The sequence below is a fragment of the Streptomyces justiciae genome, assembly GCF_015163075.1.
GTDB classification, from domain to species: Bacteria; Actinomycetota; Actinomycetes; order Streptomycetales; family Streptomycetaceae; genus Streptomyces; species Streptomyces justiciae.
This window is the reverse complement of record NZ_JADDXU010000001.1, coordinates 128,522-153,544: the sequence shown is the minus strand read 5'-3', so window position 1 is coordinate 153,544 and position 25,023 is coordinate 128,522. Positions and strand designations below refer to the sequence as shown.

Annotated in this window: 26 protein-coding genes and 1 tRNA gene; 6 read left to right on the top strand and 21 right to left on the bottom strand. The window is 69.6% G+C overall.

Features of this window, described 5'->3' with window-relative positions; all coding sequences use genetic code 11:
• Window positions 1-10: 10 nt before the first annotated feature.
• A complete protein-coding gene (locus IQ210_RS00655) occupies window positions 11-865 on the bottom strand; it encodes a phage baseplate protein (RefSeq protein ID WP_322656287.1) in 855 nt (284 codons plus the stop codon).
• A gap of 152 nt (window positions 866-1,017) precedes the next feature.
• Window positions 1,018-2,163 (bottom strand): 4-hydroxyphenylpyruvate dioxygenase, encoded by a 1,146-nt coding sequence (gene hppD / locus IQ210_RS00650; RefSeq protein ID WP_194075570.1) that lies wholly within the window; start codon window positions 2,161-2,163, stop codon window positions 1,018-1,020.
• 127 nt (window positions 2,164-2,290) lie between these two features.
• On the opposite strand from hppD, the gene IQ210_RS00645 reads away from it, so the two are divergent.
• The 5 genes from IQ210_RS00645 to IQ210_RS00625 are packed head-to-tail and all read left to right on the top strand — an operon-like array spanning window position 2,291 to window position 6,452.
• Window positions 2,291-2,770, top strand: a complete 480-nt coding sequence (locus IQ210_RS00645) for an Lrp/AsnC family transcriptional regulator (protein WP_194075568.1) — start codon at window positions 2,291-2,293, stop codon at window positions 2,768-2,770.
• A 20-nt stretch (window positions 2,771-2,790) separates the two neighbouring features.
• Window positions 2,791-3,438, top strand: a complete 648-nt coding sequence (locus IQ210_RS00640; protein ID WP_194075565.1) for an ABC transporter permease — start codon at window positions 2,791-2,793, stop codon at window positions 3,436-3,438.
• Window positions 3,431-4,684, top strand: a complete 1,254-nt coding sequence (locus tag IQ210_RS00635; protein WP_194075563.1) for a betaine/proline/choline family ABC transporter ATP-binding protein — start codon at window positions 3,431-3,433, stop codon at window positions 4,682-4,684. Before IQ210_RS00640 ends, IQ210_RS00635 begins: the two co-directional genes overlap by 8 nt.
• Complete coding sequence (locus tag IQ210_RS00630; RefSeq protein ID WP_194075561.1) at window positions 4,681-5,493, top strand: ABC transporter permease; 813 nt, start codon at window positions 4,681-4,683, stop codon at window positions 5,491-5,493. Before IQ210_RS00635 ends, IQ210_RS00630 begins: the two co-directional genes overlap by 4 nt.
• Window positions 5,490-6,452, top strand: coding sequence for a glycine betaine ABC transporter substrate-binding protein (locus IQ210_RS00625; protein ID WP_194075559.1), 963 nt, complete (start codon window positions 5,490-5,492; stop codon window positions 6,450-6,452). Before IQ210_RS00630 ends, IQ210_RS00625 begins: the two co-directional genes overlap by 4 nt.
• A gap of 16 nt (window positions 6,453-6,468) precedes the next feature.
• Here the strand turns inward: IQ210_RS00625 and IQ210_RS00620 are convergent, their stop codons facing one another.
• The 6 genes from IQ210_RS00620 to IQ210_RS00595 all read right to left on the bottom strand — a co-directional run bounded on the left by IQ210_RS00620 (window position 6,469) and on the right by IQ210_RS00595 (window position 12,419).
• Window positions 6,469-7,260 carry a YlbL family protein gene (locus IQ210_RS00620; RefSeq protein WP_194075557.1) on the bottom strand — a complete coding sequence of 264 codons (792 nt, stop codon included), beginning with the start codon at window positions 7,258-7,260 and terminating at the stop codon, window positions 6,469-6,471.
• Window positions 7,261-7,448: 188 nt separating this feature from the next.
• Complete coding sequence (locus tag IQ210_RS00615; RefSeq protein ID WP_126272349.1) at window positions 7,449-8,090, bottom strand: IclR family transcriptional regulator; 642 nt, start codon at window positions 8,088-8,090, stop codon at window positions 7,449-7,451.
• Window positions 8,091-8,422: 332 nt separating this feature from the next.
• Entirely contained in the window at window positions 8,423-10,219 is a 1,797-nt protein-coding gene (locus IQ210_RS00610; protein ID WP_194075555.1) for a DEAD/DEAH box helicase, read from the bottom strand.
• Between the two features lie 134 nt (window positions 10,220-10,353).
• Complete coding sequence (locus tag IQ210_RS00605) at window positions 10,354-10,728, bottom strand: type II toxin-antitoxin system death-on-curing family toxin (protein ID WP_194075553.1); 375 nt, start codon at window positions 10,726-10,728, stop codon at window positions 10,354-10,356.
• The gene (locus tag IQ210_RS00600) at window positions 10,725-10,925 is read right to left on the bottom strand and encodes a hypothetical protein (protein WP_194075551.1); all 201 of its coding nucleotides are present in this window, start codon (window positions 10,923-10,925) and stop codon (window positions 10,725-10,727) included. The genes IQ210_RS00605 and IQ210_RS00600 overlap by 4 nt, the downstream gene beginning before the upstream one ends.
• Window positions 10,926-10,973: 48 nt before the next feature.
• Window positions 10,974-12,419 (bottom strand): MFS transporter, encoded by a 1,446-nt coding sequence (locus IQ210_RS00595; RefSeq protein ID WP_194075549.1) that lies wholly within the window; start codon window positions 12,417-12,419, stop codon window positions 10,974-10,976.
• Between the two features lie 219 nt (window positions 12,420-12,638).
• Between IQ210_RS00595 and IQ210_RS00590 the strand changes: the two genes are divergently transcribed.
• Window positions 12,639-12,710 (top strand) — tRNA-Cys (locus tag IQ210_RS00590).
• A gap of 1,035 nt (window positions 12,711-13,745) precedes the next feature.
• On the opposite strand, the gene IQ210_RS00585 is transcribed toward IQ210_RS00590, so the two are convergent.
• From IQ210_RS00585 to IQ210_RS00525, 13 genes are all read right to left on the bottom strand, one after another.
• The gene (locus tag IQ210_RS00585) at window positions 13,746-15,023 is read right to left on the bottom strand and encodes a tyrosine-type recombinase/integrase (protein ID WP_194075547.1); all 1,278 of its coding nucleotides are present in this window, start codon (window positions 15,021-15,023) and stop codon (window positions 13,746-13,748) included.
• 84 nt (window positions 15,024-15,107) lie between these two features.
• Complete coding sequence (locus tag IQ210_RS00580) at window positions 15,108-15,335, bottom strand: excisionase family DNA-binding protein (protein ID WP_194075545.1); 228 nt, start codon at window positions 15,333-15,335, stop codon at window positions 15,108-15,110.
• Between the two features lie 341 nt (window positions 15,336-15,676).
• Window positions 15,677-17,242, bottom strand: coding sequence for a YfjI family protein (locus IQ210_RS00575; RefSeq protein WP_228046667.1), 1,566 nt, complete (start codon window positions 17,240-17,242; stop codon window positions 15,677-15,679).
• Between the two features lie 319 nt (window positions 17,243-17,561).
• Window positions 17,562-18,440: a bifunctional DNA primase/polymerase gene (locus IQ210_RS00570; protein WP_194075543.1), complete on the bottom strand. Its 879-nt coding sequence runs from the start codon at window positions 18,438-18,440 to the stop codon at window positions 17,562-17,564.
• Window positions 18,437-19,093: a DNA cytosine methyltransferase gene (locus IQ210_RS00565; protein WP_194075541.1), complete on the bottom strand. Its 657-nt coding sequence runs from the start codon at window positions 19,091-19,093 to the stop codon at window positions 18,437-18,439. The genes IQ210_RS00570 and IQ210_RS00565 overlap by 4 nt, the downstream gene beginning before the upstream one ends.
• A gap of 149 nt (window positions 19,094-19,242) precedes the next feature.
• Window positions 19,243-19,713: a hypothetical protein gene (locus IQ210_RS00560; protein WP_194075538.1), complete on the bottom strand. Its 471-nt coding sequence runs from the start codon at window positions 19,711-19,713 to the stop codon at window positions 19,243-19,245.
• Between the two features lie 204 nt (window positions 19,714-19,917).
• Window positions 19,918-22,047: an FtsK/SpoIIIE domain-containing protein gene (locus IQ210_RS00555; RefSeq protein ID WP_194075536.1), complete on the bottom strand. Its 2,130-nt coding sequence runs from the start codon at window positions 22,045-22,047 to the stop codon at window positions 19,918-19,920.
• A gap of 148 nt (window positions 22,048-22,195) precedes the next feature.
• Window positions 22,196-22,366, bottom strand: a complete 171-nt coding sequence (locus IQ210_RS00550; protein WP_194075534.1) for a pRL2-8 — start codon at window positions 22,364-22,366, stop codon at window positions 22,196-22,198.
• On the bottom strand, window positions 22,354-22,677 hold the full coding sequence (locus tag IQ210_RS00545; protein ID WP_194075532.1) for a hypothetical protein: 324 nt from the start codon (window positions 22,675-22,677) through the stop codon (window positions 22,354-22,356). Before IQ210_RS00545 ends, IQ210_RS00550 begins: the two co-directional genes overlap by 13 nt.
• A gap of 2 nt (window positions 22,678-22,679) precedes the next feature.
• Window positions 22,680-23,087: an RRQRL motif-containing zinc-binding protein gene (locus tag IQ210_RS00540; protein WP_194075530.1), complete on the bottom strand. Its 408-nt coding sequence runs from the start codon at window positions 23,085-23,087 to the stop codon at window positions 22,680-22,682.
• Window positions 23,087-24,175 carry a conjugal transfer protein gene (locus IQ210_RS00535; RefSeq protein WP_194075528.1) on the bottom strand — a complete coding sequence of 363 codons (1,089 nt, stop codon included), beginning with the start codon at window positions 24,173-24,175 and terminating at the stop codon, window positions 23,087-23,089. The genes IQ210_RS00540 and IQ210_RS00535 overlap by 1 nt, the downstream gene beginning before the upstream one ends.
• Entirely contained in the window at window positions 24,172-24,462 is a 291-nt protein-coding gene (locus IQ210_RS00530; RefSeq protein ID WP_194076996.1) for a hypothetical protein, read from the bottom strand. The genes IQ210_RS00535 and IQ210_RS00530 overlap by 4 nt, the downstream gene beginning before the upstream one ends.
• A 106-nt stretch (window positions 24,463-24,568) precedes the next feature.
• Window positions 24,569-25,018 (bottom strand): DUF3307 domain-containing protein, encoded by a 450-nt coding sequence (locus IQ210_RS00525; RefSeq protein ID WP_194076994.1) that lies wholly within the window; start codon window positions 25,016-25,018, stop codon window positions 24,569-24,571.
• Between the last annotated feature and the right edge of the window lie 5 nt (window positions 25,019-25,023).

The window sequence follows — 25,023 nt, the reverse complement described above, 5'->3', positions numbered from 1 at the left end:
CGTACCACGCCTACGACTGCGGCTTGGCGTACAGGGAGAACCGGCGAGCCCCCGCCGCGCCCGACGCGAGGCCGATGTAGAGGCCCTTCTTCGTCCTGTGGCGGAAGGCGAGGCCCTCCGGCTCGCGGTAGCTGAGGGAGCGGCCGGCCTCGGTGCGCATGCGCTGGAGCAGTGAGCCGGTGGTGAGGTCGACGCAGGAGAGGTGGGCGTTGCCGAACTTGGCGGGCGGGTTGGTCTCGGGGTCGTAGGCGGTGCCGGCGAGTTGGTAGAGGTGGTCGCCGTGCAGGGCGTAGCCCTGGAAGGGGATCTTGGGGTCGGGGTGCGGGGCGGGCTGGGCGATGTCCGCGATCGGGTCGTCGTAATGACGGCTGACGAAGGCGTCGAGGTCCCAGACGCGGTAGCGGGGCTTGCCCTTGAGGCGGTAGCGGACGGCTATGCGCTTCGACGCCATGCAGACCGTGGGCTGGTTGTTGGTCGAACCCGGTATGGGCTTGCGGGTGTTGACGTCCGTGACGGTGCGGGTGGCGCCGGCGGCGAACCGGAAGCGGGTGACGGCCTGGCCGTAACCGCCCTTCGCCTCGGCCTCGGTCCAGATCCACACCTTGCCGTCGGCGGCGTTCTGCACGCCCATGCTGACGCCGTGCCCGAAGCCATGGAGGTACATGTGGCCGAGCAACTCGCCGTCGAAATCGAGCTTGTTGAGGCAGAGGTTGCCGGCGCCGATGCCGCCGCGCCGCACCTGGAGGACGTACAGGTGCTGGTGCACCTCGTCGAAAGCGAAGGACTGCAGGACCGTGCCCTCGTGCAGGGCCTTCTCCTTCAGCCGGCGCTTCGCCGGTACGTCGAGGTCGATGCGGTCGGTCACGGTGGTGCTCCCCGGGTCCCGCGGACGCCCTGGCGGCATCCACAGGACCAGAGAGTGTCAACTCCCGTTCACCGGTTTCAAGGTTGGGCGAAAGCGCTTGTGGATTCACGCCACATTCACAGGTTGGCGCGGCTTCTCAGGTTCCCTGGGCTTCACAGGTTCCCGCGCCGGGCCTGCTCGCGTTCGATCGCCTCGAAGAGGGCCTTGAAGTTGCCCTTGCCGAAGCCCATCGAGCCGTGCCGCTCGATGATCTCGAAGAACACCGTCGGCCGGTCCTGGACCGGCTTGGTGAAGATCTGCAGCAGATAGCCGTCCTCGTCGCGGTCGGCGAGGATCTTCAGCTCGCGCAGGGTCTCGACGGGGACGCGGGTGTCGCCGACCCACTCGCCGAGGGTGTCGTAGTACGAGTCGGGGGTGTCGAGGAACCGGACCCCGGCCGCCCGCATGGTCCGTACGGTCTCGACGATGTCGCCGGTGTTCAGCGCGATGTGCTGGACGCCGGCCCCGCCGTAGAACTCCAGGTACTCGTCGATCTGGGACTTCTTCTTGGCGATGGCGGGCTCGTTGATCGGGAACTTGACCTTGAGCGTGCCGTCGGCGACGACCTTGGACATCAGCGCGCTGTACTCGGTGGCGATGTCGTCGCCCACGAACTCCTTCATGTTCGTGAAGCCCATGACCTTGTTGTAGAAGCCGACCCATTCGTTCATCCGGCCGAGCTCGACGTTGCCGACGCAGTGGTCGATGGCCTGGAAGGTGCGGTGCGCGGGCGGCTCGACGAGGGGGCTCGCGGCGACGAAGCCGGGGAGGTAGGGGCCGTCGTACTCCGTGCGCTCGACGAGGGTGTGGCGGGTCTCGCCGTACGTGGCGATCGCGGCCAGCACGACGGTGCCGTGCTCGTCCTTCAGCTCGTGGGGCTCGGTGACGCTCGTCGCGCCGTGCTCGACCGCGTAGGCGTACGCGCGGCGGGCGTCCGGGACCTCGATGGCGAGGTCGACGACGCCGTCGCCGTGCTCGGCCACGTGCCGGGCGAGGAAGTGGCCCCAGGTGGTGGCGGGCTTGATGACGGAGGTGAACACGAACCGGGCGGAGCCGTTCTCCAGGACGTAAGCCGCGGTCTCGCGGCTGCCGTTCTCCGGTCCGGAGTAGGCGACGAGCCGCATGCCGAAGGCGCTGGAGTAGTAGTGCGCCGCCTGCTTGGCGTTGCCGACGGCGAAGATGACCGCGTCCATTCCCTTGACCGGGAAGGGGTCGGCCTGCCGGGCGGTGTCGGGGGTCTGGTGTGTGGTCTGGGTCATATGGGCAGCGTTCCCCGGTGGCGGCAAGATGAGCAATGGAGTGCGTATTCGCTGGACAATCTGTCCGGTGCCGGGCCCTTTTCGGCAGGCCCTCTGTACAGGATGACCACCGGGAAGGGTGACGCTCGTGGGGATCGACGGACTGGACGGACGGATCATCGTGCTGCTGGCTCGGGAGCCCCGGATCGGGGTGCTGGAGATGTCCCGGCGGCTGGGGGTGGCCCGCGGGACGGTGCAGGCGCGGATGGACCGCCTTCAGTCGAATGGCGTCATCCGCGGATTCGGTCCCGAGGTGGACCCGGCGGCCCTCGGCTACCCGGTGACCGCGTTCGCCACGCTCCAGATCCGGCAGGGGCAAGGCCCGGACGTACGGGCCCACTTGGCGACCGTGCCGGAGGTGCTGGAGCTGCACACGACCACGGGCTCCGGGGACATGCTGTGCCGCCTGGTGGCCCGGTCCAACGCGGATCTTCAGCGGGTGATCGACCGGGTTGTCGGTTTCGATGGGATCGTCCGTGCCGCCACGGCGATCGTGATGGAGAACCCGGTTCCGCTGCGGATCATCCCGCTGGTGGAACAGGCGGCGGAAGACGAGGACAGGGTCTAGCTGCCATGGAGTGAGGGCGTGTGAGCTTCTGGGAGTATCTCGGCAACCGCCATCAGCAGCTGCTCACCGACGCCTACCAGCACGCCAGCGCCGTCTTCCAGTGCATGGTCGTGGCGACGGTGATCGGGGTGCTGATCGGGGTCGTCACCTATCGCAGCGAATGGGCCGGGAACCTCGCGACGCTGACCACCTCGACCATTCTGACCATCCCGTCGCTCGCCATGATCGGTCTGCTCATCCCGATCGTCGGGCTGGGCGTGCCGCCCACGGTGATCGCGCTGACGCTGTACGGGCTGCTGCCGATCGTGCGCAACGCGATCGTCGGCCTGCGCGGGGTCGACCCGTCCCTGGTGGACGCGGCGACGGGCATCGGGATGTCCCGGCCGATGCGGCTGGTGCGGGTCGAGCTGCCGCTGGCCTGGCCGCCGATCCTGACCGGCATCCGGGTCTCCACGCAGATGCTGATGGGCATCGCGGCCATCGCCGCCTACGCCTCCGGGCCCGGCCTCGGCAACGAGATCTTCCGCGGGATCGCCTCCCTGGGCAGCAAGAACGCGCTCAACCAGGTGCTCGCGGGCACGCTCGGGATCATCGTCCTGGCCCTGCTGTTCGACGCCGCGTACGTCCTGATCGGACGGCTGACCATTCCCAGGGGGATCCGTGTCTGAGACGTCCACGTCCACCGCCTCCGGCGCGTCGATCGAGCTGGAGAACCTGACCAAGAGGTACCCCGGCAATCCGCAGCCGTCCGTCGACAACGTCAACATGGAGATCAAGGCGGGCGAGATCGTCATCTTCGTCGGCCCGTCCGGCTGCGGTAAGTCGACGACGCTCAAGATGATCAACAGGTTGATCGAGCCGTCGGGCGGTCGCATCCGGATCGACGGTGAGGACGTGACCGACATCGATCCGGTCAAGCTGCGCCGCAAGGTGGGCTATGCGATCCAGTCGGCGGGTCTGTTCCCGCACATGACGGTCGCGCAGAACATCGCGCTGGTGCCGAAGATGGTCGGCTGGGGGAAGAGCCGGATCAAGGACCGGGTGGAGGAGCTGCTGGACCTGGTGGGGCTCGACCCGGGCGAGTTCCACGGCCGGTATCCGCGTCAGCTCTCCGGCGGCCAGCAGCAACGCGTGGGCGTGGCCCGGGCGTTGGCGGCGGACCCGCCGGTGTTGTTGATGGACGAGCCGTTCGGCGCGGTCGACCCGATCACCCGGGACCATCTCCAGGACGAGTTGATCAGGCTCCAGCACGAGCTGCACAAGACGATCGTGTTCGTCACGCACGACTTCGACGAGGCGATCAAACTGGGCGACCGTATCGCCGTGTTGCGCGAACGCTCGCACATCGCGCAGTTCGACACCCCGGAGGCGATCCTCACCAACCCGGCGGACGACTTCGTGTCGGGGTTCGTCGGGGCGGGCGCGGCGCTGAAGCGGCTGAACCTGACGCGCGTACGGGACGTGGAGATCACCGACTACCCGGTGGTGACCGTCGACGACCCGCTCCAGGACATCTTCAACCGGCTCCGGGACAGCGGTACGAACGAGATCCTGCTCCTCGACAAGCGTGGCCGCCCCTACAAGTGGCTGCGGCGCGGCGACCTGATGCGGGCGAAGGGTTCGCTGGCGCGGGCCGGGACGCTGGTCCACGACACGGTGACACGGGACGCGACCCTGCGGGACGCGCTGGAGGCCGTGCTGACGGACAACGCGGGGCGGGTGGCGGTGACCGGGCGGCGCGGGGAGTACACGGGCGTCGTCGACATGGAGACGCTGATGAACTCCGTGCACGAGCTGCTGGAGGCGGACCGGCTGGAGGCCATGGAGCACCAGCACGAGCTGGAGGAGGCCAGGGCCGCGCAGACCCACGCCGAACAGGAGGGCGACACGGACGGCGGGGGGAAGAAGGCGTGAGCGTCCCCGAGCTGGAGCAGGAGGAGTCCCTGGAGGAGCGGGAGGCACCGCCGCCGGCGCCGACGCAGCCCCGCCGGATCACCTGGCAGAAGCTGACGTTCCTTCCGGCTGTCCTGGTGGCGGTCCTGCTGGCGACCTGGCTGTGGTTCCAGCAGGCGGACCTGGACTCGATCTCCGAGAACGCGCTGTCCAACGGGCAGGTGTCGAAGGCGCTTTGGCAGCATGTGAAGCTGACGGTGATCTCCACGTTCTTCGTGCTGATCATCGCGATCCCGCTGGGCATCCTGCTGACTCGGAAGATGTTCCGGAAGGCCGCCCCGGTCGCGATGGCCGTCGCCAACATGGGCCAGGCGACCCCGGCGATCGGCCTCCTCGCGCTGCTGGTGATCTGGCTGGGCACGGGGACGAAGGCCGCGCTGATCGGCATCATCATCTACGCGGTGCTCCCGGTGCTGTCGAACACGATCGCGGGCCTGAAGGCGAACGACCCGACGCTGCTGGAGGCGGCGCGGGGCATCGGGATGTCGTCGGTGGGGGTGCTGACGCGGGTGGAACTGCCGCTGGCGGTACCGCTGATCCTCGCGGGCGTCAGAACGGCCCTCGTCCTCAATGTCGGTACGGCGACGCTGGCGACGTTCGGGGGTGGCGGCGGCCTGGGTGTCCTCATCACGACCGGTATCACCAACCAGCGCATGCCGGTGCTGATGCTGGGCTCGATCCTCACGGTGGCGCTGGCGCTGCTGGTCGACTGGCTGGCGTCGCTGGCGGAACTGACGCTGCGGCCACGGGGGTTGGAGGTGGGGCGATGAAGCGCGCGTGCCTGCTGACGGCGGGACTGCTGGTGCTGTCCTCGGCCTGCGGTCTGACGAGCGGCTCCCCCATGGTCGACGACGTGAAGCCGGGGTCGATCGGCGGCGGGGAACCACTGAAGGGCGCGAGCCTGACGGTCACCTCGAAGGAGTTCACGGAACAGCTGATCCTGGGCGCGATCATGGGGATCGCGTTCGAGGCGGCGGGCGCGGACGTACTGGACCGCACCGGCATCCAGGGGTCCATCGGGGCGCGGGAGGCGGTCAAGTCCGGTGACGCGGACGGGATGTACGAGTACACGGGCACCGCGTGGATCACGTACCAGGGCAACAGCGAACCGATCGCCGACCCGCGGGCGCAGTGGGAGGCGGTCCGCAAGGCCGACCTGAAGAACGGCCTGACGTGGCTGGCCCCCGCCGCGCTGAACAACACGTACGCGCTGGCGATGAACGCGGCCAATTTCAAGAAGTACGGCACGAAGACGCTGTCGGACGTGGCCGCGCTGTCCCGCTCGAACCCGGGCGCGGTGACGCTGTGCGTGGAGAGCGAGTTCGCCAACCGCGCGGACGGGCTGCCGGGCATGGAGAAGGCGTACGGGATGAGCGTGCCGGCGAAGAACATCACGCAGATGGACACCGGGATCATCTACACCCAGGTGAAGAAGGGCAGTTGCACCTACGGCGAGGTCTTCACGACCGACGGCCGCATCAGATCCATGAACCTCACGGTCATGCAGGACGACAAGAAATTCTTCCCCAACTACAACGCCGCCCCCGAGATCAACTCCAAGACCCTGAAGAAGTGGCCGGCGATCGAGAAGGTCCTGGACCCGATCACGAAGAAACTGAACAACTCGGTGGCCCAGGAGCTGAACGCCCGGGTGGACGTGGACGGCGAGGACCCGCACCAGGTGGCACTGGACTGGATGAAGGCGGAGGGGTTGGTGAAGGAGGGCTGAGCCGACCCTTCGGGAACTAACAGCTCGGCACGGAGCCCTTCCCCGACTCCAGCGCCGCCAAAGAGCTCACCGCGCCCTTCAGTGTCGTCACCGGGATCAGGCGGAGGCCCTTCGGGAGTTCTGACTTTGCGTCGCCGCACTCGTCCTTGGGGACTAGGAAGACCGTGGCTCCGTCCCGTTTCGCGGCCTGGGTCTTCAGGGAGACGCCGCCCACCGCGCCCACCGTGCCGTCGGCGTCGATCGTGCCCGTGCCGGCGATCACCCGGCCGCCCGTGAGGTCGCCGCCGTTGCCGTCGCCGTTCAGTTTGTCGACGATGCCGAGGGAGAAGAGGAGCCCGGCGCTGGGGCCGCCCACGTCCGCCAGTTTCAGGGTGACCTTGATGTTCTTGTCGGAGAGGTCCAGGTAGTTCAGCGCGGCCTCGGTCGCCGCGTCCTGGGACTCCTTCATCTGCTCGGTGTTGTGCCGCTCGATCTGCTGCGTGGACTGCCCGCTCGGGTAGACCGAGTCGCGCGGCATGACCGCCTGGTCCGTGGCGAACCACGCGTCGAGCACGTCCCCGAGGGAGACCCGGGTGTCCGGGTTGGTCGCCTCGATGGTCGTCATCCGCAGTTGCCCGGTCGTCGTACGCGTCTCGGCGCCCGTGATCGTGATGACCGGGGTGTCCTGGTTCTCGCCGAGGACGTTCGCCGTCATGCCGGGCTGCGTCAGCGAGAACGGCAGTGGCGCGAACGCCGCGGTGGCGAGCAGGGCCACGACGGGCAGGGCGCAGACGGCGACGGCCCGGGGGCGCGTGAGGCGAGAGAGCACGGGATCAATCTAACGCGACGGCCAGTTCCGGCCAGGAGCCGGTGGCGTCCCGGGGTGACCGCCGGCCACCCCGAGCACCGCGCGGCCTGAGCCGGGGCGCCTCGGCCACCCCGAGCACCGTGCGGCCGGAGCCGGGGCGCCTCGGTCGGTCGATCACCGCAGGCACCCCGGTCAGCGAGAGCAACCCCTCAGCGCAACGCCTCCGCCACCTCCCGTGCCGCGTCCATCACCCGTGGCCCCACCCGTTCGGGCACCGCGTCCGCCAGCATCACCACGCCGACGCTGCCCTCGACGCCCGTGACGCCGAGCAGCGGGGCGGCGGCGCCGCTGGCTCCCGCCTCCAGTTCGCCGTGGGTGAGGGTGTAGCCCGGCTCGCCGGGCGGCTGGGTGCGGGCGGACAGGATCGCCCGGCCCGCGGCACCCCGGTCCAGGGGGTGCCGGAACCCGGCGCGATAGGCCACGTGGTAGTCCGTCCACGTCGGCTCGACCACGGCGACGGCCAGCGCCTCCGCCCCGTCCACCAGCGTGAGATGGGCCGTGGCCCCGATGTCCTCGGCGAGGGAACGCAGGGCCGGCAACGCGGCCTCGCGCACCAGCGGATGCACCTGGCGGCCCAGGCGGAGCACGCCGAGGCCGACCCGGGCACGTCCGCCCAGATCACGCCGTACGAGAGCATGCTGTTCGAGGGTGGCGAGCAACCGGTACACCACAGTCCGGTTCACACCCAGTTTGTTGGATAGCTCGGTGACGGTCAGCCCGTGGTCCGTATCGGCCAGCAGCTTGAGGACACGCAGTCCTCGGTCGAGCGTCTGAGAGGTCTCCGCGGTCACGACGCCCACTCCTCCAAGTGGTGAGGTCGGCGACCCTGACGGCGAAGATGCGTCATCGAGTCCCGTCGGTGACGCGCGTCAGAGGCCGCCGATCGGCCGGCGGCCCGGCGTGCGTACCGGGCCGCGTCGCTTCACGGCTGCGCTCCGCGGCGGCGCTGCCACGGGGCGTGTGCGTAGCGGGACATTAGCGAAGCCGGTTCGCTGAGCGGAAGGCTCCGTCCAGAATCCGGGCAGTGGCCGGTACGGACTACTCCGTTTGTCCTGATACGTACGGCGCACAGCATCCTGCGAGCACAGCATCTGACACGCCCCGCGCCCCCTCGGCCAGGGGCTCAGCGCATCCGGGTGGCCCACTCCTGCACCTTGGCGATGCGCTGCCGCAGCTGCCCGGCGGTGGCCTCGGCGCTCGGCGGTCCGCCGCACACCCGGCGCAGCTCGGTGTGGATGACACCGTGCGGCTTGCCGCTCTGGTGGACGTACGCGCTGACCATGGTGTTGAGCTGTTTGCGCAGCTCCATCATCTCCTTGTGGGAGACGACGGGCCGCCGCTCGGCGGGCAGTTCCAGCAGGTCCGCCTCGGCGTCCGGCTTCTTGCGGCTGTGCGCGATCTGCCGGGCCTGCCGCTTCTGGAGCAGCAGCTGCACCTGGTCGGGTTCGAGGAGCCCGGGGATGCCGAGGTAGTCCTGCTCCTCCTCGCTGCCCGGGTGCGCCTGCATGCCGAACTCGGCACCGTCGTACAGCACGCGGTCGAAGACGGCCTCGGACTCCAGCGCCTCGAAGGAGAACTGCTCCTGCTCGCCGGTGTCCTCGTCCTGCTCCTTGTTCGCCTCCTCCATCTCCTTCTCGGACTCGGCGTACGGGTCCTCCTCGCCCTCCTTCTTCGGCTTGTCGAGGGCGTGGTCCCGTTCCACCTCCATCTCGTTGGCGAAGGTGAGCAGGTCGGGGACGGTCGGGAGGAAGACGGAGGCGGTCTCGCCGCGCCGCCGGGACCGTACGAAACGGCCGACGGCCTGGGCGAAGAAGAGGGGCGTGGAGATGGTGGTGGCGTACACACCGACGGCGAGCCGGGGCACGTCGACGCCCTCCGACACCATGCGTACGGCGACCATCCAGCGGTCGTTGCTCTGGCTGAAGTCGTCGATGCGCTTGGAGGCGCCGGCGTCGTCGGAGAGGACGAGCGTCGCCTTCGTGCCCGTGATCTCGCGGATCAGCTTGGCGTAGGCGCGGGCGGAGTCCTGGTCGGAGGCGATGACGAGCGCGCCCGCGTCCGGGATGGCCTTGCGGACCTCGGTGAGCCGCTGGTCGGCGGCGCGCAGCACGCTCGGCATCCACTCACCGCGCGGATCGAGCGCCGTACGCCAGGCCTGGCTGATCGCGTCCTTCGTCATGGGCTCGCCGAGCCGGGCGGCGATCTCGTCACCGGCCTTCGTCCGCCAGCGCATGTTGCCGCTGTAGGACAGGAAGATCACCGGGCGGACGACATGGTCGGCGAGCGCGTTGCCGTACCCGTAGGTGTAGTCGGCGGCCGACCGCCGGATGCCCGCGTTGTCCTCCTCGTACGTCACGAAGGGGATGGGGTTGGTGTCGGACCGGAACGGCGTACCGGTGAGCGCGAGCCGTCGGGTGGCGGGCTCGAACGCTTCGAGGCAGGCCTCGCCCCACGACTTGCTGTCACCCGCGTGATGGATCTCGTCCAGGATCACGAGGGTCTTGCGCTGCTCGACGCGGTTGCGGTGCAGCATGGGGCGGACGCCGACGCCCGCGTAGGTGACCGCGACGCCGTGGTAGTCCTTGCCGAGCGGGCCCGCGCTGTACTCCGGGTCCAGCTTGATCCCTATCCGGGCGGCCGCCTCGGCCCACTGCTTCTTCAGATGCTCGGTCGGCGCGACCACGGTCACCTGCTGCACGACGTGGTGGTGCAGCAGCCAGGAAGCGAGCGTCAGCGCGAAGGTGGTCTTGCCGGCGCCGGGGGTGGCGACGGCGAGGAAGTCGCGCGGCTGCTCCTGGACGTACTTCTCCATCGCCCCCTGCTGCCAGGCACGCAGCTTGCTGGCGGTGCCCCAGGGGGCGCGGCCGGGGAAGGCGGGAGAGAGGTGGTGCGAGGTGGTGGAGGCGGCGGTGGTAGTCACGGTCTCCGTAGGGGTCGGGCGGCTCGGCGGGTAGTCCGGGTGCTGGGCTACGTATGACAACCGGGCCACCCTACCGGCGGCCCGAGGCCGTCAACGCGCGGACGGGGCCGGGTCGCCCGTGGGTGGGACCGAGGTCACAGCTGTCGCAGCCGTCCCGCGATCACCTGGATGTCACTCTCCGCACCGGAGGCCACATCGATGACCAGGTCGTACGCGGTGTCCTGGTCGCAGGCCGTCAGATCGACCCCGTTGACGCCGAGGAAGGTCGCGGTGGCGAGCCAGGCCGTCCGCTTGTTGCCGTCGACGAGCGGGTGGTTCGCGGCGAGGGCGTGCAGGAGGGCGGCGGCCTGCTCGTACAGGTCGTCGTAGGCCTGCGTGCCGAACATCCGGGCCCGCGGCCGGCGCACGGCGGAGGCGAACAGCCCGGCGTCCCGGGCCTCCGGGGCACGTCCCCCGAAGGCGATCCGGGCGATCCGATCGACCTCCGCGACGGTGAGGTGCCTGGTCATGCGCCGAGCCTCCGCAGCAGGTCGGCGTGGGCGTCGGCGAGCGTCTCGGCCCACACCCGCACCGGCGACGCCTCCTTGGCCACCCGATGCAGTACGGCGTCCAGCGCGATGTCCTCCGGGCGGCGGCCGGTGGCGTCGGCGAGGTCGTCGAGCTCCTGACGCAGGCCGTACGGGAGATGAAGGGTCAGCTCGTCCATGCCGGAAAGCTAGCGCCCCTGATCACCCCGCCTCGACCGGTTTACCCTTCATCGCTCCCGCAGCCGCCTCGTCACCCAGGCCCCCACCAACGCCACCCCCGCCATCGGCAGGAACACCGCAGCGAACGCCGCCGGATGCGAACCCGCGCCGGATGTCGCCGCGTGGCTCACCGCGCCGCCGCCCAGCGCCGCGAACGCCGCGCCGCCCGCCGCCAGCAGGACGACGTTGGCGAGGGCGTCGGAGATCTGGAGGGACGCGGAGTTGGTGCCGGCCTCCTCGGGTGCGGAGAGCTGGAGCAGCAGCACGCTGGTGGACGAGATCACCAGGCCCATCCCGAAGCAGCCGAAGGCCCAGGCCACCGCGACCGTCCAGGCCGGCATCGAGTCGATCAGCACGCTCGGCGCCGCGGCGATCGACGCCGCCACCAGCACCATCCCGGCCGTCATCAGCCGCTCCCGGTACGGCTCCAGCCGCGCCCGCGACTGCACCCACGACCCCAGCGCCCAGGTCAGCCCGCCCGCCGCGAGCGAGAACCCGGCGAGCGTCGGCGACAGCCCCCGCTGGGTGACCAGCATCAGCGGCACGAAGGACTCGGCGGCGACGAAGGACCCCGCGGCGACGCCGCGCAGCAGCACGACGGAGGGCAGCCCGCGGGCGGCACGGTAGGTGCCGCGGGGCAGCAGTCCGCGTACGGCCGGCACGAGGAGCGCGGCGCCCGCGACGGCCGGGACCGCCGACAGCCACCTCAGATCCTGGGCGGCGTACTGCAACAGCCCCGCGCCCAGCGAGATACCGAGGGCGAGGCGGATGCGGCGCCGGTCGAAGGAGGCGGTGCGGGCGGAGCCGTCGACCGGTCCCCCTGCCCGGCGCCGGATCTGCGGCAGCGCGAGGGCGAGGGGGAAGACGACGAGGACGGGGATGCCGACAAACACCCATCGCCAGCCCAGATGCTCGGTCACCGCGCCCGCCGCGAGCGGCCCGACGATCGACGGCACGACCCAGCCCGCGGCGAAGGCGGCCATGATCGCGGGCCGCAGCCGCTCGGGATAGGCCCGCCCTACGACGACGTACAGCGCGACGATGACCAGCCCGCCGCCGAGCCCCTGCACGGCCCGCCCGAGGATGAACAGCCACATCGCCCTCGCCGTCCCGGACAGCATCAGCCCGGCGGCGAAGGAGGCGATGCCGGTGGTGAGCGGGCCGAGTGGGCCGCGCCGGTCGGACCACTGCCCGGAGAGCACCATGCCGAAGAGGGAGGTCGTGAAGTACCCCGAGAACGCGAACGCGTACAGCGACACCCCGTCCAGCTCCCGCGCCGCCACCGGCATCGCCGTCCCGACCGCGGTCGCCTCGAAGGCGATGAGCAGCACGACCGACACGATCCCGACACTGAGCGCCCGGTAGGCCCGGCTCAGCACTCCGTCCTCGATACCGGCGGGCAGGTCAGGGGCGGTTTCCGCGACTTCGGCGTCGCGCGGTTCGAGGGTGGTCATGGTCGCCAGGGTAAGGGCCACGGCAGGGTTTGACCCCTGTCGGGAGGTGGCCGTGGGCTGAGACCTTGGTCGTACGACCACGAGGGCGCCGAGGGCTTTCATGAACGGGGTGTGGCAGTCGCGTTGCAGGGCGCCCGGTTCCCTTGAGCCCCTTCCCACCCCGCCGTACGGTCATCTCACCGAGTTCGGAACGGAGTCCACGGGCCCCATCCCGACCCCGGCCGTGTGCCCGAGTGGCTTAGGGACTCGCCTGCAAAGCGAGGTACGTGGGTTCAATTCCCGCCACGGCCTCTGTGGCCATGACCAGGCAAAATAAGAGGGCGGCACCCACGAGGGGTGCCGCCCTATTGGTCGTCCGTCTCAGTTTCCGTCTCAGTTTGCTGCAAGCTTGATGACTTCGTCTCTCCATGCGCTCCTCGGAGACAGCGACCCTGACGCCCCCTGGCCGCACCATGCCCCGCGCCGCCAGATCGACTAGGACTTCGGTTTCCCCTTCAGGCACAGAGGGCAATTGACGAGCGAGTGAGGCTTGCACTTCTTGCTCTCGACAAGAGCCTGATTTCGAGGGCGTTTCGATTTCGGGGTCGGCTTATCTTGGTTCGCCTTCTCAGCCATCAGAGAGACTCTCCTTATCCCGGCTCACCCACCAGCCGCAGATCCCCCACACCCCCTGCGCGATGCCACCAATAAACGCTACGCAGGCAGCCGCCCAGCGAACGCCCGCCTCGTGTGCGTTATCCAGAGGCGCCAACACAAGGCCGACCCCAACCGCGAGTGCCACAAGCCCAAGGTGGTAAGTCCATTCCGCTGCACCCTCCCAGCGACTTCCTCGGGCCTCGTCTACCTTCTGCTGAGCCCTGAGCGCACCCGTCTCCCACTCAACCCATGGCGGCGGACGCCATTCTTGGATCTCTTGATGCGAGTACAGGTATGCGCGCGCCCAAAACCCGCACTGAACGCACGCGACAAGCAACGATGCCGCGACGGTCAACAGAAGGAGCGCCCATCCAGGCCACCTCACAGAGGTAGGTGCCTGGGCAATCACGCCAACGAGAGCAATCGAGAAACCGGCCAATAGAGCAGCGGCACCGCCAGACATCGATTGACGTGCCGCTGTGATTCCGTAGGGCACGGGTTGAGCCCATTGCTCATGAGCTTCCCCGCTAGATGAACTCGTTGGAGAGGTGCTCATCCGACTCACCTCCTATCTCTCCCAATGCTCTATCCAGGCCATACCCTCTGCAACACGGATCTGGCCGGAGTGCGGATACGTCCCCAGGGGACACCCGAAAGGGGAACGACAGTCAAACTGCCGCTCCCCTCACATCAGCTGACCGATGTAGGCACGCCAGACACCCCGCCGTCATCGTCCGGACGGTCCGTCTCGGGCTTCCAGATCAGGTCATCCACCTGCTTCGCCACATCCGTCCGCACGGCATCGACCATATGCTGGTATCTCGCAGCCATGGCCGTGGTGGACCATCCCATGAGACCCATGACAGCGCGCTCGGGGACGCCAAGGATGAGTAGGACCGTGGCGGCTGTGTGGCGTGCGTCGTGCAGCCGACCGTCCCGCACCTTCGCCTCAGCCAAAAGACCCTTCCACTCGGACCAGTCCCGGCGGTGGGACGGGCTACGGCCGTGCTCATCCGGGAAGACCAGACCGTTCTCCTCCCATCGCTTCCCAGCGGCTTCCCGCTCTGCTTCCTGCGCCTTGAGGTGCGCGCGGAGTAGGTCAACGAGCTGTTCGGGAAGACCGACGGCGCGGCGGCCGGCGCGCGACTTGGTGGTGGCCAACTCCGGGTTCGTGCGTCGCCTCTGCGGGCAATACCCGGCGGCCTTGCGCCCGCAGGGGTCCACACACCCATGGGCGTACTGCGGTCGGTGCCGGCTACGCCGAACCACAAGGAACCCACCGTCAAGGTCCACGTCCTCCCACCTCAGACCGAGCACTTCCCCTTGGCGTAGTCCGAGGGCGAGGGCAACAGCCCAGCGGGCGGAGTTGCGGTGTTGGTCAGCGGCCTTCAGCAACCGCTGCACCTCTTGGACGCTGTAGGGCTCTACCTCGTACTCCCCCGTCTTCGGCGCCTTGGCCAACTGCACTGGGTTCTTGCCGAGATGACCGCGCCGCACGGCCTCATTCAGGGCGGCCCGCAAGGTGCGGTGGGCCTGGTGAGCGGTCGCGGGCTTGCTGCCGTTGGCCTGCATCTTGGCGTAGAAAGCCTCAATGTGCTCAGGCTTGAGCCTGTCGAGACGGTGGGCGCCCAAGCCGGGGATGAGGTGCTTCCGGACCGCGACGCCGTACCCGACCATCGTGTTGTCGTTGACGGCGAGAGGTGCGACGTTCTCAATCCAGTGCGTCAGCCACGTCTTGACCGTCCACGCCTTGCCAGGCTTCTTCACGGTCTTGGCGTCGCGCTGCTTCTCCAACTCGCGTACAGCGGACGTCACTTCTGCCCGCGTCTTGCGTTCAACGTGACGTCGGTCCGGTGTGCCGTCGTCGCGGATGCCGACGGTGACGCGACCGTGCCATTTGCCGTCCTTGCCGAAGTAGATCGAACTGCGGCCGTTGGGCTGTCGGGTGCGCTTCTTTTCCTCTGCCACAGGCAGACTCCTGTTTCTCGTGTGTCGGGATGGAGACCGGGGCGGCGCGCTGTCCTGTCCGGGAGGGCCGCCGCCCCGGCGTCGTCAAGCAGCGCGTTGGGCGGTGCGGAGACGAGTGACGTATTCGGGTACGGCGTCGGCCGGGACCCTGCGGAGGCCACCGACCATCACCGACTCCAACGCGCCGGTGCGGATCAGGGCGAAGCAGGTGGTGCGGCCGATGCGGAGGCGGCGGGCGGCCTCTTCGACCTTCAGGAGAACCAGGGTCGGGTCTTCGGTCGCGGCCACGGGAAGGGTGGTGGGTTCGTCCACGGCTCACTCCTGTAGGGCTGAGTTCATGGGCAGGTGCCGCCGCACAAACCGCAATATCCGCAGAAACCCCAGGGAGGGCCGTTGACCTGCGGTGATGCGGTGCGCGGCTGGTGACGGGTGGTGCTCCGCAGAAACCCGCGATATTCCGCAAAAATCAGGGGCCTCCGGTCGGCCCACCCCCGTGGGTGGGCTGGCGCTCGGTTTTTTGCGGAATATCGCGGGATTGTGCGACGGGCCCCGGACGGGGTCGGTGTTGGGGTCCGTCGCAGGTCAGGGGGCTGTCCGGGGTTTTCTGCGGATTTTGCGGTTTGTGCGAGGGGGGTTGGGTGCGCGGGCGGGGCTCACCGGCCGCCGTGGCGCAGGGTGGGGTGGGCCTGTAGGCGGGGTGCCGGGGGGCGTCCGCGCTTGCCGGTCTTCTCGGGTTGGTAGGAGCGCAGGTATCCGTGGTCTTCCAGCAGCGCGAGGGCCGGTTCGAGGTCGGCGACCGTGGGGACCTCGCTGCGAGACAGAACGGTGAAGACATCCCGTCGGCTGACGTCCTCCCATCCGTTGTCCCGCAGTACTTCCAGCACGCTGCGGGCGCGGGACAGGACCGGGTCGGCGCCCATGACGTCGAACACGGCGAGGGCGTGGGCGGTGTAGTACTCCCCCAGCTCGATGGCCGCGCGCATGGTGTCTTCGGTGACCGGGTGGGCGTAGCCGTTGCCGCCGTGGTGGGCGAGGTGCAGCAGGGCGGCCATGCGGGCGGTCGCCCCGGCGAGCTTTCCGGCCCAGTTAGAGATGTGGCCCAGCTTGCCGCCGCGTGCCTTGAGCTGCGGTTCGATGCGCTGCTGATAGGCGATCAGGGCCGCGTCCGCCTCGGGGGTGAGCTGGATGACGGCCGGGTCGGTCCACTCCGCCAGGGACAGGGTGAGGTCGATGACCTTCGCCGTGTAGGCGGCGGCCGTCTGCTCCGGGACCGGGTCGGTGATGATCGCCCGGTCACCGACCGTGGACACCGGCAGTGAGTACAGGAAGCGGGCCAACAGCCCCCGCCCCTCGAACCCCTTCACCTTCCCGATGTCCCTGAGGACATCCGGCTGGACGGCGAGGCCGATGGTCAGCGCGGGGGCGTCGATGTACTCGCGGCGGGTCTGCCGGTTCACCCGCAACCGGTCCCCGGCATGCCCCTTGAGGAAAACCTCCATGTTGGGGGCCCCGGAGTAACGCCCGGCGATGATGTCAAAGATGCCGCCCTCAGCGCTCATCACCGACAGCCGCCCGCCCTGTTCCGCCATGAGCGAGGTGACCGTCTCCGGTGTCGAGTCGTCCGCCAGCAGGACCGGTTCAGCGGGGACGGTGAGCGTGTCCGCGGTCTGCGCGAGGCCCACGGCGGTGGCCACCATCTCGTCCCGCTTGTCGCCGTCGGCGGACGCAGCCTTGGCAGCGGCCTTGTCGGCTGCTTCCTTGGCCAGCCGCGCCGTCAGCTCGGCTTCTACGATCACGGGCTGCATCGCGGTCTTGAGCTGCTTCTCCGCCTCATACAGGGGGTTGGTCAGCAGGGCGAAGACGGCGGACTTGCGGTTGGCGGGCGGGAGCGCCACCACGGTGTAGAGGTTGGTGGGCTCGCGCCAGTTGCCGCGTACGTGGACCACGGACCGGCCGCCGGCCGCCGTGGCGAGCACCGCGAGGGCGATGGATCCGGCGAGGTCCACCGGGGTCTGTGTCTCCTGTGCGACGGCCGTCACGAACTGGCCCAACCATGCGGGCAGTACGTGGGCGGGGAACGCGGGTCGTTCGCGGCGGCCGGTGAGGGGAATGGGGTCCTCCCACACGTCCGGTGCCGTGTCATCCTCGCCGGGCGGGGGTTCTTGCAGGGTGGGCAGTCCGGCCCACAGGTCGGGGCTGTCCACAGGCGGTGGAGTCATGAGGCGGCCCTCCCTTCTGCGGCGGTGGTGGTGTGGGGGCAGACGCCGGCGCGGGCGCGGGCGGTCAATCTGATGACGGCGGCGCGGCCCCGGGCGCGTTCGTGGTGCCCACAGGCACAGAGCCAGTCCGCTACGGCGATGCCCTCGCACTGGATGTGAAGCCCCGGGGTGGTGCCGGTGACGGTGACCGTCTGCGGGTTAACGCCAACAGCGATATGGACGCCCTTACGGGCGGCGCCCTTTGATTCGCCCACGGTCGGCCGTGGCGAGCCCTGTACGGCGCCCTGCGGGCCGTTCGCAGGGGTTCGTGGTGCTTTGTTCATGCTGCGCGCTCCCCGGCCGCCTCAAGGCCGTTGGCAACCGCGCGGCGGGCGTAGGACTCCGGAACGCCGACGGAGACGGCGGCGGTCACGATCGCCTCACCGATGGCCCCGAGGCCACAGGGCCCGGGGCACGCGGTGTGTTGGGCGGCCAGGAAGCGGGCGACGCCGAACGCCTGGGAGCCGGCACCAGATTCGGTGCGGGCCCGCACCAGCGCGAGGCCGCGTTCCAGACCGGTGCGGACGTAGCGTTCGGTGTGGCGGCACCCGGTGGCCACCTCCCGCGACCACGGGGCGCGCGCCGGGACAGAAGAGGCCACCTCCCCCCGGGCGGGGGTGGTGTCTTCCTTGACCACCAGGGCACGCACGGCGGCCGGGAGAACAGCCATACGGCCGGTGCCGGGTCCGAGCCAACGGGCGTATTGCATGCGGGACTTGATGTCGACGCCGGGCCGGACCGCGTTCGCCGACGGCATCACACCCTGGTAGAGCCAGTGTTCGCCCCGCGTCGTCGGCACCCGGCGGGTGGCGGGCAGCATCTCGCGGGCCCATGCGACGGCCGCCGCGCTGTCGCAGTCGACCACGGTCAGCCCGGCCCCACCGGGGTGGTAGGCGATCGCCACCGCCTCACGCCACACCGCCGCCCACACGGGCGAGGTGAGCACGTGCGGGTCGGTGGTGGCGGCGGCCCACGCGTGGCACGGCGCGGGGCACTGGCAGGAACCGACCGCTTTCATGTTGGGGCGTCCGCCGCACGCGTTGTCCTTGCAGGCGCGGCAGTTACCGAAGGGAACCTTGCCCGCCCGTAGGGGCAGGACCGGGACACCGGTCGCTGCGAGGGCGAGGGCAGCGTTCAGGGGTTCGGGCGTCGCGCTCATGCGGCCGCTCCCGTCGTCGCCACGGCGGCGAGGTAGGCCCGGCCGATGAACTCCGTGTAGGCAGGTGGGATGCATTCGCGGATGCCGTCGCGGTTCATCCAGGGCACGCCCATGACGGTGCGGGCGTGGCCGACGCCGGAGAAGTTGCCGACGAACTGCCCGTAGTGGCCGGGCGGGACCGGGCGGCCCATCTTGGCCTGCGGCACCAGATGCGCGGGGTGGCCGGGCTGGTCGAGGGTAAAGCCGCCGCCGGTCTCGAAGTAGCGGTGCCGGTAGGTGGCCACGCCGAACATGGGCCCGCACAACATCACCGGACGGTACAGCTTGGGCAGCGCCCCCCGTACGTTCTCCATCACCCACGGCCGCCCGGACGCTTCCAGGGCGGCGCGGGTGGGGGCGATCAGGTCGGGGTGAGTGTTCCCCCGAAGACGCTGGCAGTCACTGTCGTGCTGGCACGGCGGGGACGCATGAATGAAGTCGAACTCGGCACCGTGCGCGAGGACGAATGCGATCGCGTCGGCCTGGACGAACCGGAACGGGTAGCGGGGCTGCGGGTCCTTGTCGACACCGGTCACATCGAACCCGGCGTCGCCGTACCCCTTTCCTGCGCCGCCCTGGCAGCAGTACAGATCGAGCAGACGCGGCCGGGGCACTCGCCCCGATCGAGTGGCAGGGGTTGAGAGTCCCTCGCCGAAAACGCGCAGTTGGGCCATGCTGTAGGTCTCCTGTTCTGCTACGTCGGGATGAGGAGACCGTGGGCGGTGGGCTGTCCTTGTCCGGGAGCCGCCGCCCACGGGCGTAGCTAGCCGTTGAAGCGGTTGCGCTTGAAGACGGCCTTGCGGATGTGGAACGTGTTGCCGCCCTTGGCGTCGCTGGTGGGCTTGAAGATCTGCACGACGGCATACCCGCCGAAGATCACGGCGGCCAGCGTGATGAGCTGGGTGATCAGCGCCGTGAGCGCGGTGATGAACGTGGTGAGCATCAGTAGTCCGCCGCACACGGCGAGGAAGCCGACACCGCCGAGGGCGACGTTGACGGCCGCGCGGGAGACGGGCGGCTTGGCGGCGACCGGTGCGGGCTGCACGTGGTTCATGGCGTAGCCGGTGACGACGCGGCCGTCCGGCAGGACGATGCTCGCCATGGCCGGGACGTGGCCCGGCTGGACGGGCGCCATCGGGGTCGGTTGCTGGACGACGACGGGCTGTATCGGGGTGGGTTGGTGGACTTCCACAGCCCGCTCAGCGGCCGTGGGGTGGGCGTGTTCGGGGTACATGCGGAATCCCTTCCGAAGATGGGCCAGGGAGGCAGAGACACCCCCTTCGGGGTGCGCTGTGGAGGGGGTTTTCGGGGTCTGACCTGGGGTGCCTCCCTGCCTCCCTGAACGATCATTCGTGCAGGTCAGGGCCAGGGATGCGGGTCAGGGAGGGGTTCAGGGAGTTCTCCCTGCCTCCCTGACCCGGAAGGCCTTTCCTCCCTGTCACTCGGAGGCGGAAGCGGAACCCTCGCCGTCGCGGTTGGCGAGGGCGCGGGCGAGGCGCTCGCGGTGGACGACCATGACTCCGTCGGACTTGTAGGCGATGTCAGGCCCGTCCGGCGCTGCCTCTTCGAGCACGCGCTTGAGGTCGGAGAACGACCACTTGCCGTACGTGTCCTCGCTGAGCATCGCCAGCCGCTTCAGGACGTCCTGGGTACGCACCCGGGGCGCGTCACCGACCACGGACGCGATGTCGGCGAGTGCATCGCGTTCCTCGCCCCGCTCGACGAGGGTCAGGGTGGTGACGCCGTCGCGCATGGCCTTGGCGCGGTCGGTGATGACCACGGCCGCGTCGTCGTCGATGTAGTGCGTGCGCACCGTGATGGACGACTGCCCGGCCGGGATGGTGATGCCGTCGGAGGCGACGACCAGGGTTCCCCGGTCCAGGCCCGGACGCAGCAGGTTCGGTGCGGCCCCGCCGTCGACGGCCTTGTCCCCCAGCGCCATGCGGGCTTGCGACTCGGTCCCCAGGGCGAGCGAGGCGCGGGTGTGGGCGCCCTCGCGCACCAGCTTGGGCAGGTTCTCGTTGGTGGGGTCCTGGGTGCCCTGCCACATCAGGACGTTGACCGCACGCCCCTGGTTGTGGATCTTACGGACGGCCATGAAGTACCGGCTGGTGGCCTTGGAACCGCCATACGGGCGGCCCTCGTCGTCCTTGACCGGGCACATGAACGCCACCTGTGCCTCGTCGACCAGCACGATCAGCGGCGGGAACTGGGTTCCGGGCGGGGCCTGGATGCGGCGGTTCATCTCATCCACCGCACTCTCGACCATCTCGGTCACCTGGATCACGTGCTCATCCGTCGGCCCCTGGATCAGCACGTCGGCGAGACCGTCGAACATGGCCCAGTCACCCACGCCCTTGAGGTCACCCATCAGGAACTGCACCGACCGATCCAGCGACAGCCACAGCGCCAGGGAGCGCAGGGCAACCGTCTTGCCCTGGTTCGACAAGCCGGTGATGAGCAGGTGGCGCTGATACAGGCTCAGGGCGGCGGCATCGCCGCGCAGGTCCTGACCCCACGGCGCACGGCCCTTGGCGTAGTCGGCGGTCATCGTGTCGTCGGTGACCAGAGGCGACGGGCCGATCGGCTCGTCCAGGGCGCCGGAGTCGGCGATCCACAACCTGACGGTGCGGGCGGCTTGCGGGATGGTGATGAACACTTCGTGCTCGTGCCGGGTGAGGTTCTCCGCGAGCTTGCGGCGCTTGTTCTGCACCTCGTTCGTCGACACCCCCGAGGGAAGGGTGACGTCGACCTCGACACCGCACCCGGCGATCGTGATCGGGGACAGCATCGACGCGCCGACGTCGCCCATCTCCTTGATGGCGTTCCTGAGCGCCGGGATGCCCAGGTCGCGCAGGGCCTTGACGACGATGGAGGGGGTGATCGGCTCGCCCTCGCCGGAGCGGACGTTGGCGGGCAGCGCCCACTGGGGTGCGGCGTGCTGGTGCCGGCCGACCGACCACATGCCCAGCAGCGCGAACAGCGGGCCGAGGACGACCGCGTACGGCCACACCACCTGAACGATGTGGATCAGCGTGCCGATGAACTCGATGGTCGCCTTCAACGGCGTGATGACGTCACCGACTTCCTTGGTGTTCAGGGCCATCACGATCCCAAGGGCGACCAGGACACCGATGCTCACGCCGGTGCCCACGGCGATGCCCTTGGCCACCTGCTCGGGTGAGTGCAGCAGGTCCATGCGGCGGCGGTGACGGGCCTCGCGGAAGCGCTGGAGACGCTCCTCCCACTCCTCCGCGACCTCCAGGTTGCCCTGCGCTTCGGCCGCGCGGAGCATGCGCTCATAGCGGGCGCCGGTCCGACCGTCCCAAGCCCGGCGGGTGATGATCCGGCCCCCGTTGAAGGTGTAGATGCTGTGCCGGGCGATGGTGCGGCCGGTGGTCGTGGTGCGCTCGTGGGTGGCGATGCGCCGTATGGCGCGCCCGGAGCGCACCCACAACGGCACGATCGGTGCCGGGGCGGGGTCGGTGACCACGGTCAGCGTGGTCACGCTGCCCGCATCGGCGGGCGGGTCCGTGTCCTTGTGCAGGTTGATGACGTTCTCGGTCATGCTGGGACTGCTCCTGACTGCCCTCACGGGGCGGGAGTTGAGAGAAAGAGGTCGGGGCGGTCGGGACCGTGGCAGGGACGGCCGCCCCGGCGCTCAAGGCAGGAACGTGCAGGTCACACAACGTGCAGGGGGTGCGGGGTGGGGGTGGTCACCACCAGCTCGACTTCTTGGGCACGGGGTTCGGGCAGCCGTTGACCATGTGGTCCACGCACGCCGGGCAGTCCTCACGCGGTCGGAGCCTGCGGTGGATGCTCTTGTCGTGGGCGTGCTGCCAGCACTGCGGGCACTCACCCGGCGGGGTGGGCTTCACCAGAGCCACCCGCCGGCGGACTTCTTCGCGGCCTTGGCCTGCGCGTGCTCGTTGACGATGCGCTGCCGTTCGGTCTGCAACGCGGTCATCTCAGCGGTCAGCCGGGTGATGACCGACTGCTTGAGAGCCGCCAGCCGGTTCTCCGCACGACTGGTGCTCTTGCCGCGTACGACGCGGTAGGAGCCGCCCGCAAGCGCGCCCATGATCTGGCGGCGCTCGCTGCCGGTCAGCGGCCACCACTCGTCGTTGTGGACCGCTTCGATCTTGCGCTGGGTGTGCTCGATCTCGCGGTCAAGGCGGCGGGTGTTGGGCTTGCTCATGGTCAACCCCTCCTCGAGGCAGTGCAGTTGGCGGTGGGTGTGGTGTCGGGGTAGGCGCACAGCACGCAGCAGCCGAGCGAGGTCGGCAGGCAGTAGCTGTAGGTGACCCGGCAGATCGGGCAGGTGCGGCGGGCCAGCATCGCCAAGGCGAGGGCGCCCCACTTGCGCGAAGTCATCGGCCGTACCGGCTTGGCGAGGTCGACGCGGTACAGGTACGCCACCCTCGGCGTTCCGGCCCGCCGACGGAGGCGCATGACCTGCGCTTGCACCGGCTGACCGCCCGGACGCAGGCCCATGGCCCGTAACTGCCGCAGGGTGGCCAGTCCGTCCGGGGCGAGCTTCCACGGGTAGGTGGGTATGCCGTGCACGGCGCCGGTCGGGTCGAAGCACTTGCCCCACGCGGCGGACATCAGGCGGCCCGCTCGCTGAGCAGGACGTCACGCAATTTCCGGGCGTTGGCCGGAGAGGTGCGGATCGCCCGGCGGATGCCCTCCCCAGTGATCTGCGCATCCGGCCAATCCGCCGTCGCGGTCCGCGCCTCTTCCAGCAACTGCTCCGGGGTGCGCTTCGTGCGGGGCGATCGGGCAACCTCAGGAAGGCGACCGGTCGCCCGCCGGGGGCGGGTCGATTCCGCCGCCACCGTGCGCCGCTCGATCGACTCAACCGGCGCCGTCCCGGTCGGCGACTCGATCGCGGGAAACGGCTTGTCGGGAAGGGTCGACTTCCCGGAGTCGACCGGCACCGGATCGGGCAGCCGTACCAGCGTCGCGATGATCGGTTCGGGGGTCGATTCGGGCAGGTCAGCCGTAGACCGAATCCTCACGGTCTCGGTAGATTCCTCCGCATTCGCGATACCGGCGAACATGGCCGACAGAGCCGCGTCCGCACCCTCACTCACCCGATCGCGCTGAACGTCCAACAGCCTCGATCCCAGCGCCACATCCCCCACACCGACCCGGCGGGCCAGCCGCCACGACTTGCGCTCCGACCGCTCCCGAGCCTTGGCCTTGGGGTGGTTGGCAGCACGGGCCCGGTGGTAGGCCAGGGCCTGCACGATCGCTGCGGCCCTGCGCTCGGCTTCCGCGTCGCGGCCGTCGGTGTGCACCACGATCCGACGCGCGAGGAACGCCATGCCCTCAGCCGAGACGCACATGCCCATCGGGGTCACCGCGTAGATGACGGTGCGGCCCGCGTCGGGTCCAGCCATCGCGGCCATGACCGAGGCGGCGGCGGGCAGCGCCCACAGCCCGATCCGGACCGGCCACGGCGAGGACTGCCCCAGCATCGTCAAGCCCAGCAGGACCAGACCGAGGACAGCGGTCGCACCCTCACCGGCCGCGACCGCACCCAGCGCGGTGCCCTCACCGTAGGCATGACCGATGTTGCTGAAGGTGCCGACGCCCCCGGCCACACCGGTCAGCAGCATCGGCACGAACGCGGCCGTGAGAACAATCTTCTGTGTCTTCGTCAGCGGCTTGCGCATCCGCGGGGTGCTCATGCCGCTTCCCCCGCCCCGGAGTACTGGCCGCGCGCGGCCCGCAGGAACGGCACCGTATGGGTCAGGGCGTCGGCGTACAGGGCGTCCCAACCGGCGACCTCGTCACCGTCGGCGCCCATGGCGACCAGGTCGGCGAGGATGTCGCGGGCCGCGTCCTCGCGGGCCGCGCGCTCGATGTCCGTCTCCTCGTGCAGCGGGCCACGGAACAGGTCGATGTCGATACCGAGCGCCAGTTCCGCGAACTCCGCCTCGCCGTAAGCCTCTTGACCGGCGACGAAGGTACGCATGGTGGATCGCATGATGGATCTCTCCTGTTCAGGAATGTCGGGAAGGAAGGCGGGGCGGTCGCGGCTGTCCTTGTCCGGGAGGGCGACCGCCCCGCAGAGAACGGGGTCAGACGGTGGCGATGAGGAGCGCGGCGACCAGCAGCCACAGGTGGTGGAAGGACTGGTCAAGGGCGTAGGCGCCGGTACCGATGTGCGGGTTGTCGTCGTGGCCGGCGCGCGGGGTGCCGAGGCGGTAGAACTCGCCCTTGCCGGTGACCTTGGCCAGCCACGCGAGCGTGGCGCGCCGGTCGGCCCACCAGTGCGTGACGGCGTCGATACCGAGTCCGGCGAGGATGCCGGGCATCGTCAGGTGCAGGTTCAGCAGGAAGGCGACCGGCAGCAGGACGGCGAGCTTGGTGAGCGTCAGGGTGGCGACGTGCCGGGCGTCCGCGAGACGGCCGACCCAGCCGGGGCGGCCCTTGTGCGCGGCCTGGCAGGAGGTCTGCACCCAGTGGTCACCCACGCTGTGCGCGACGTACAGGGCGACGAACACAGTGGCGAAGGCGGCGGCTTCCATGGCGG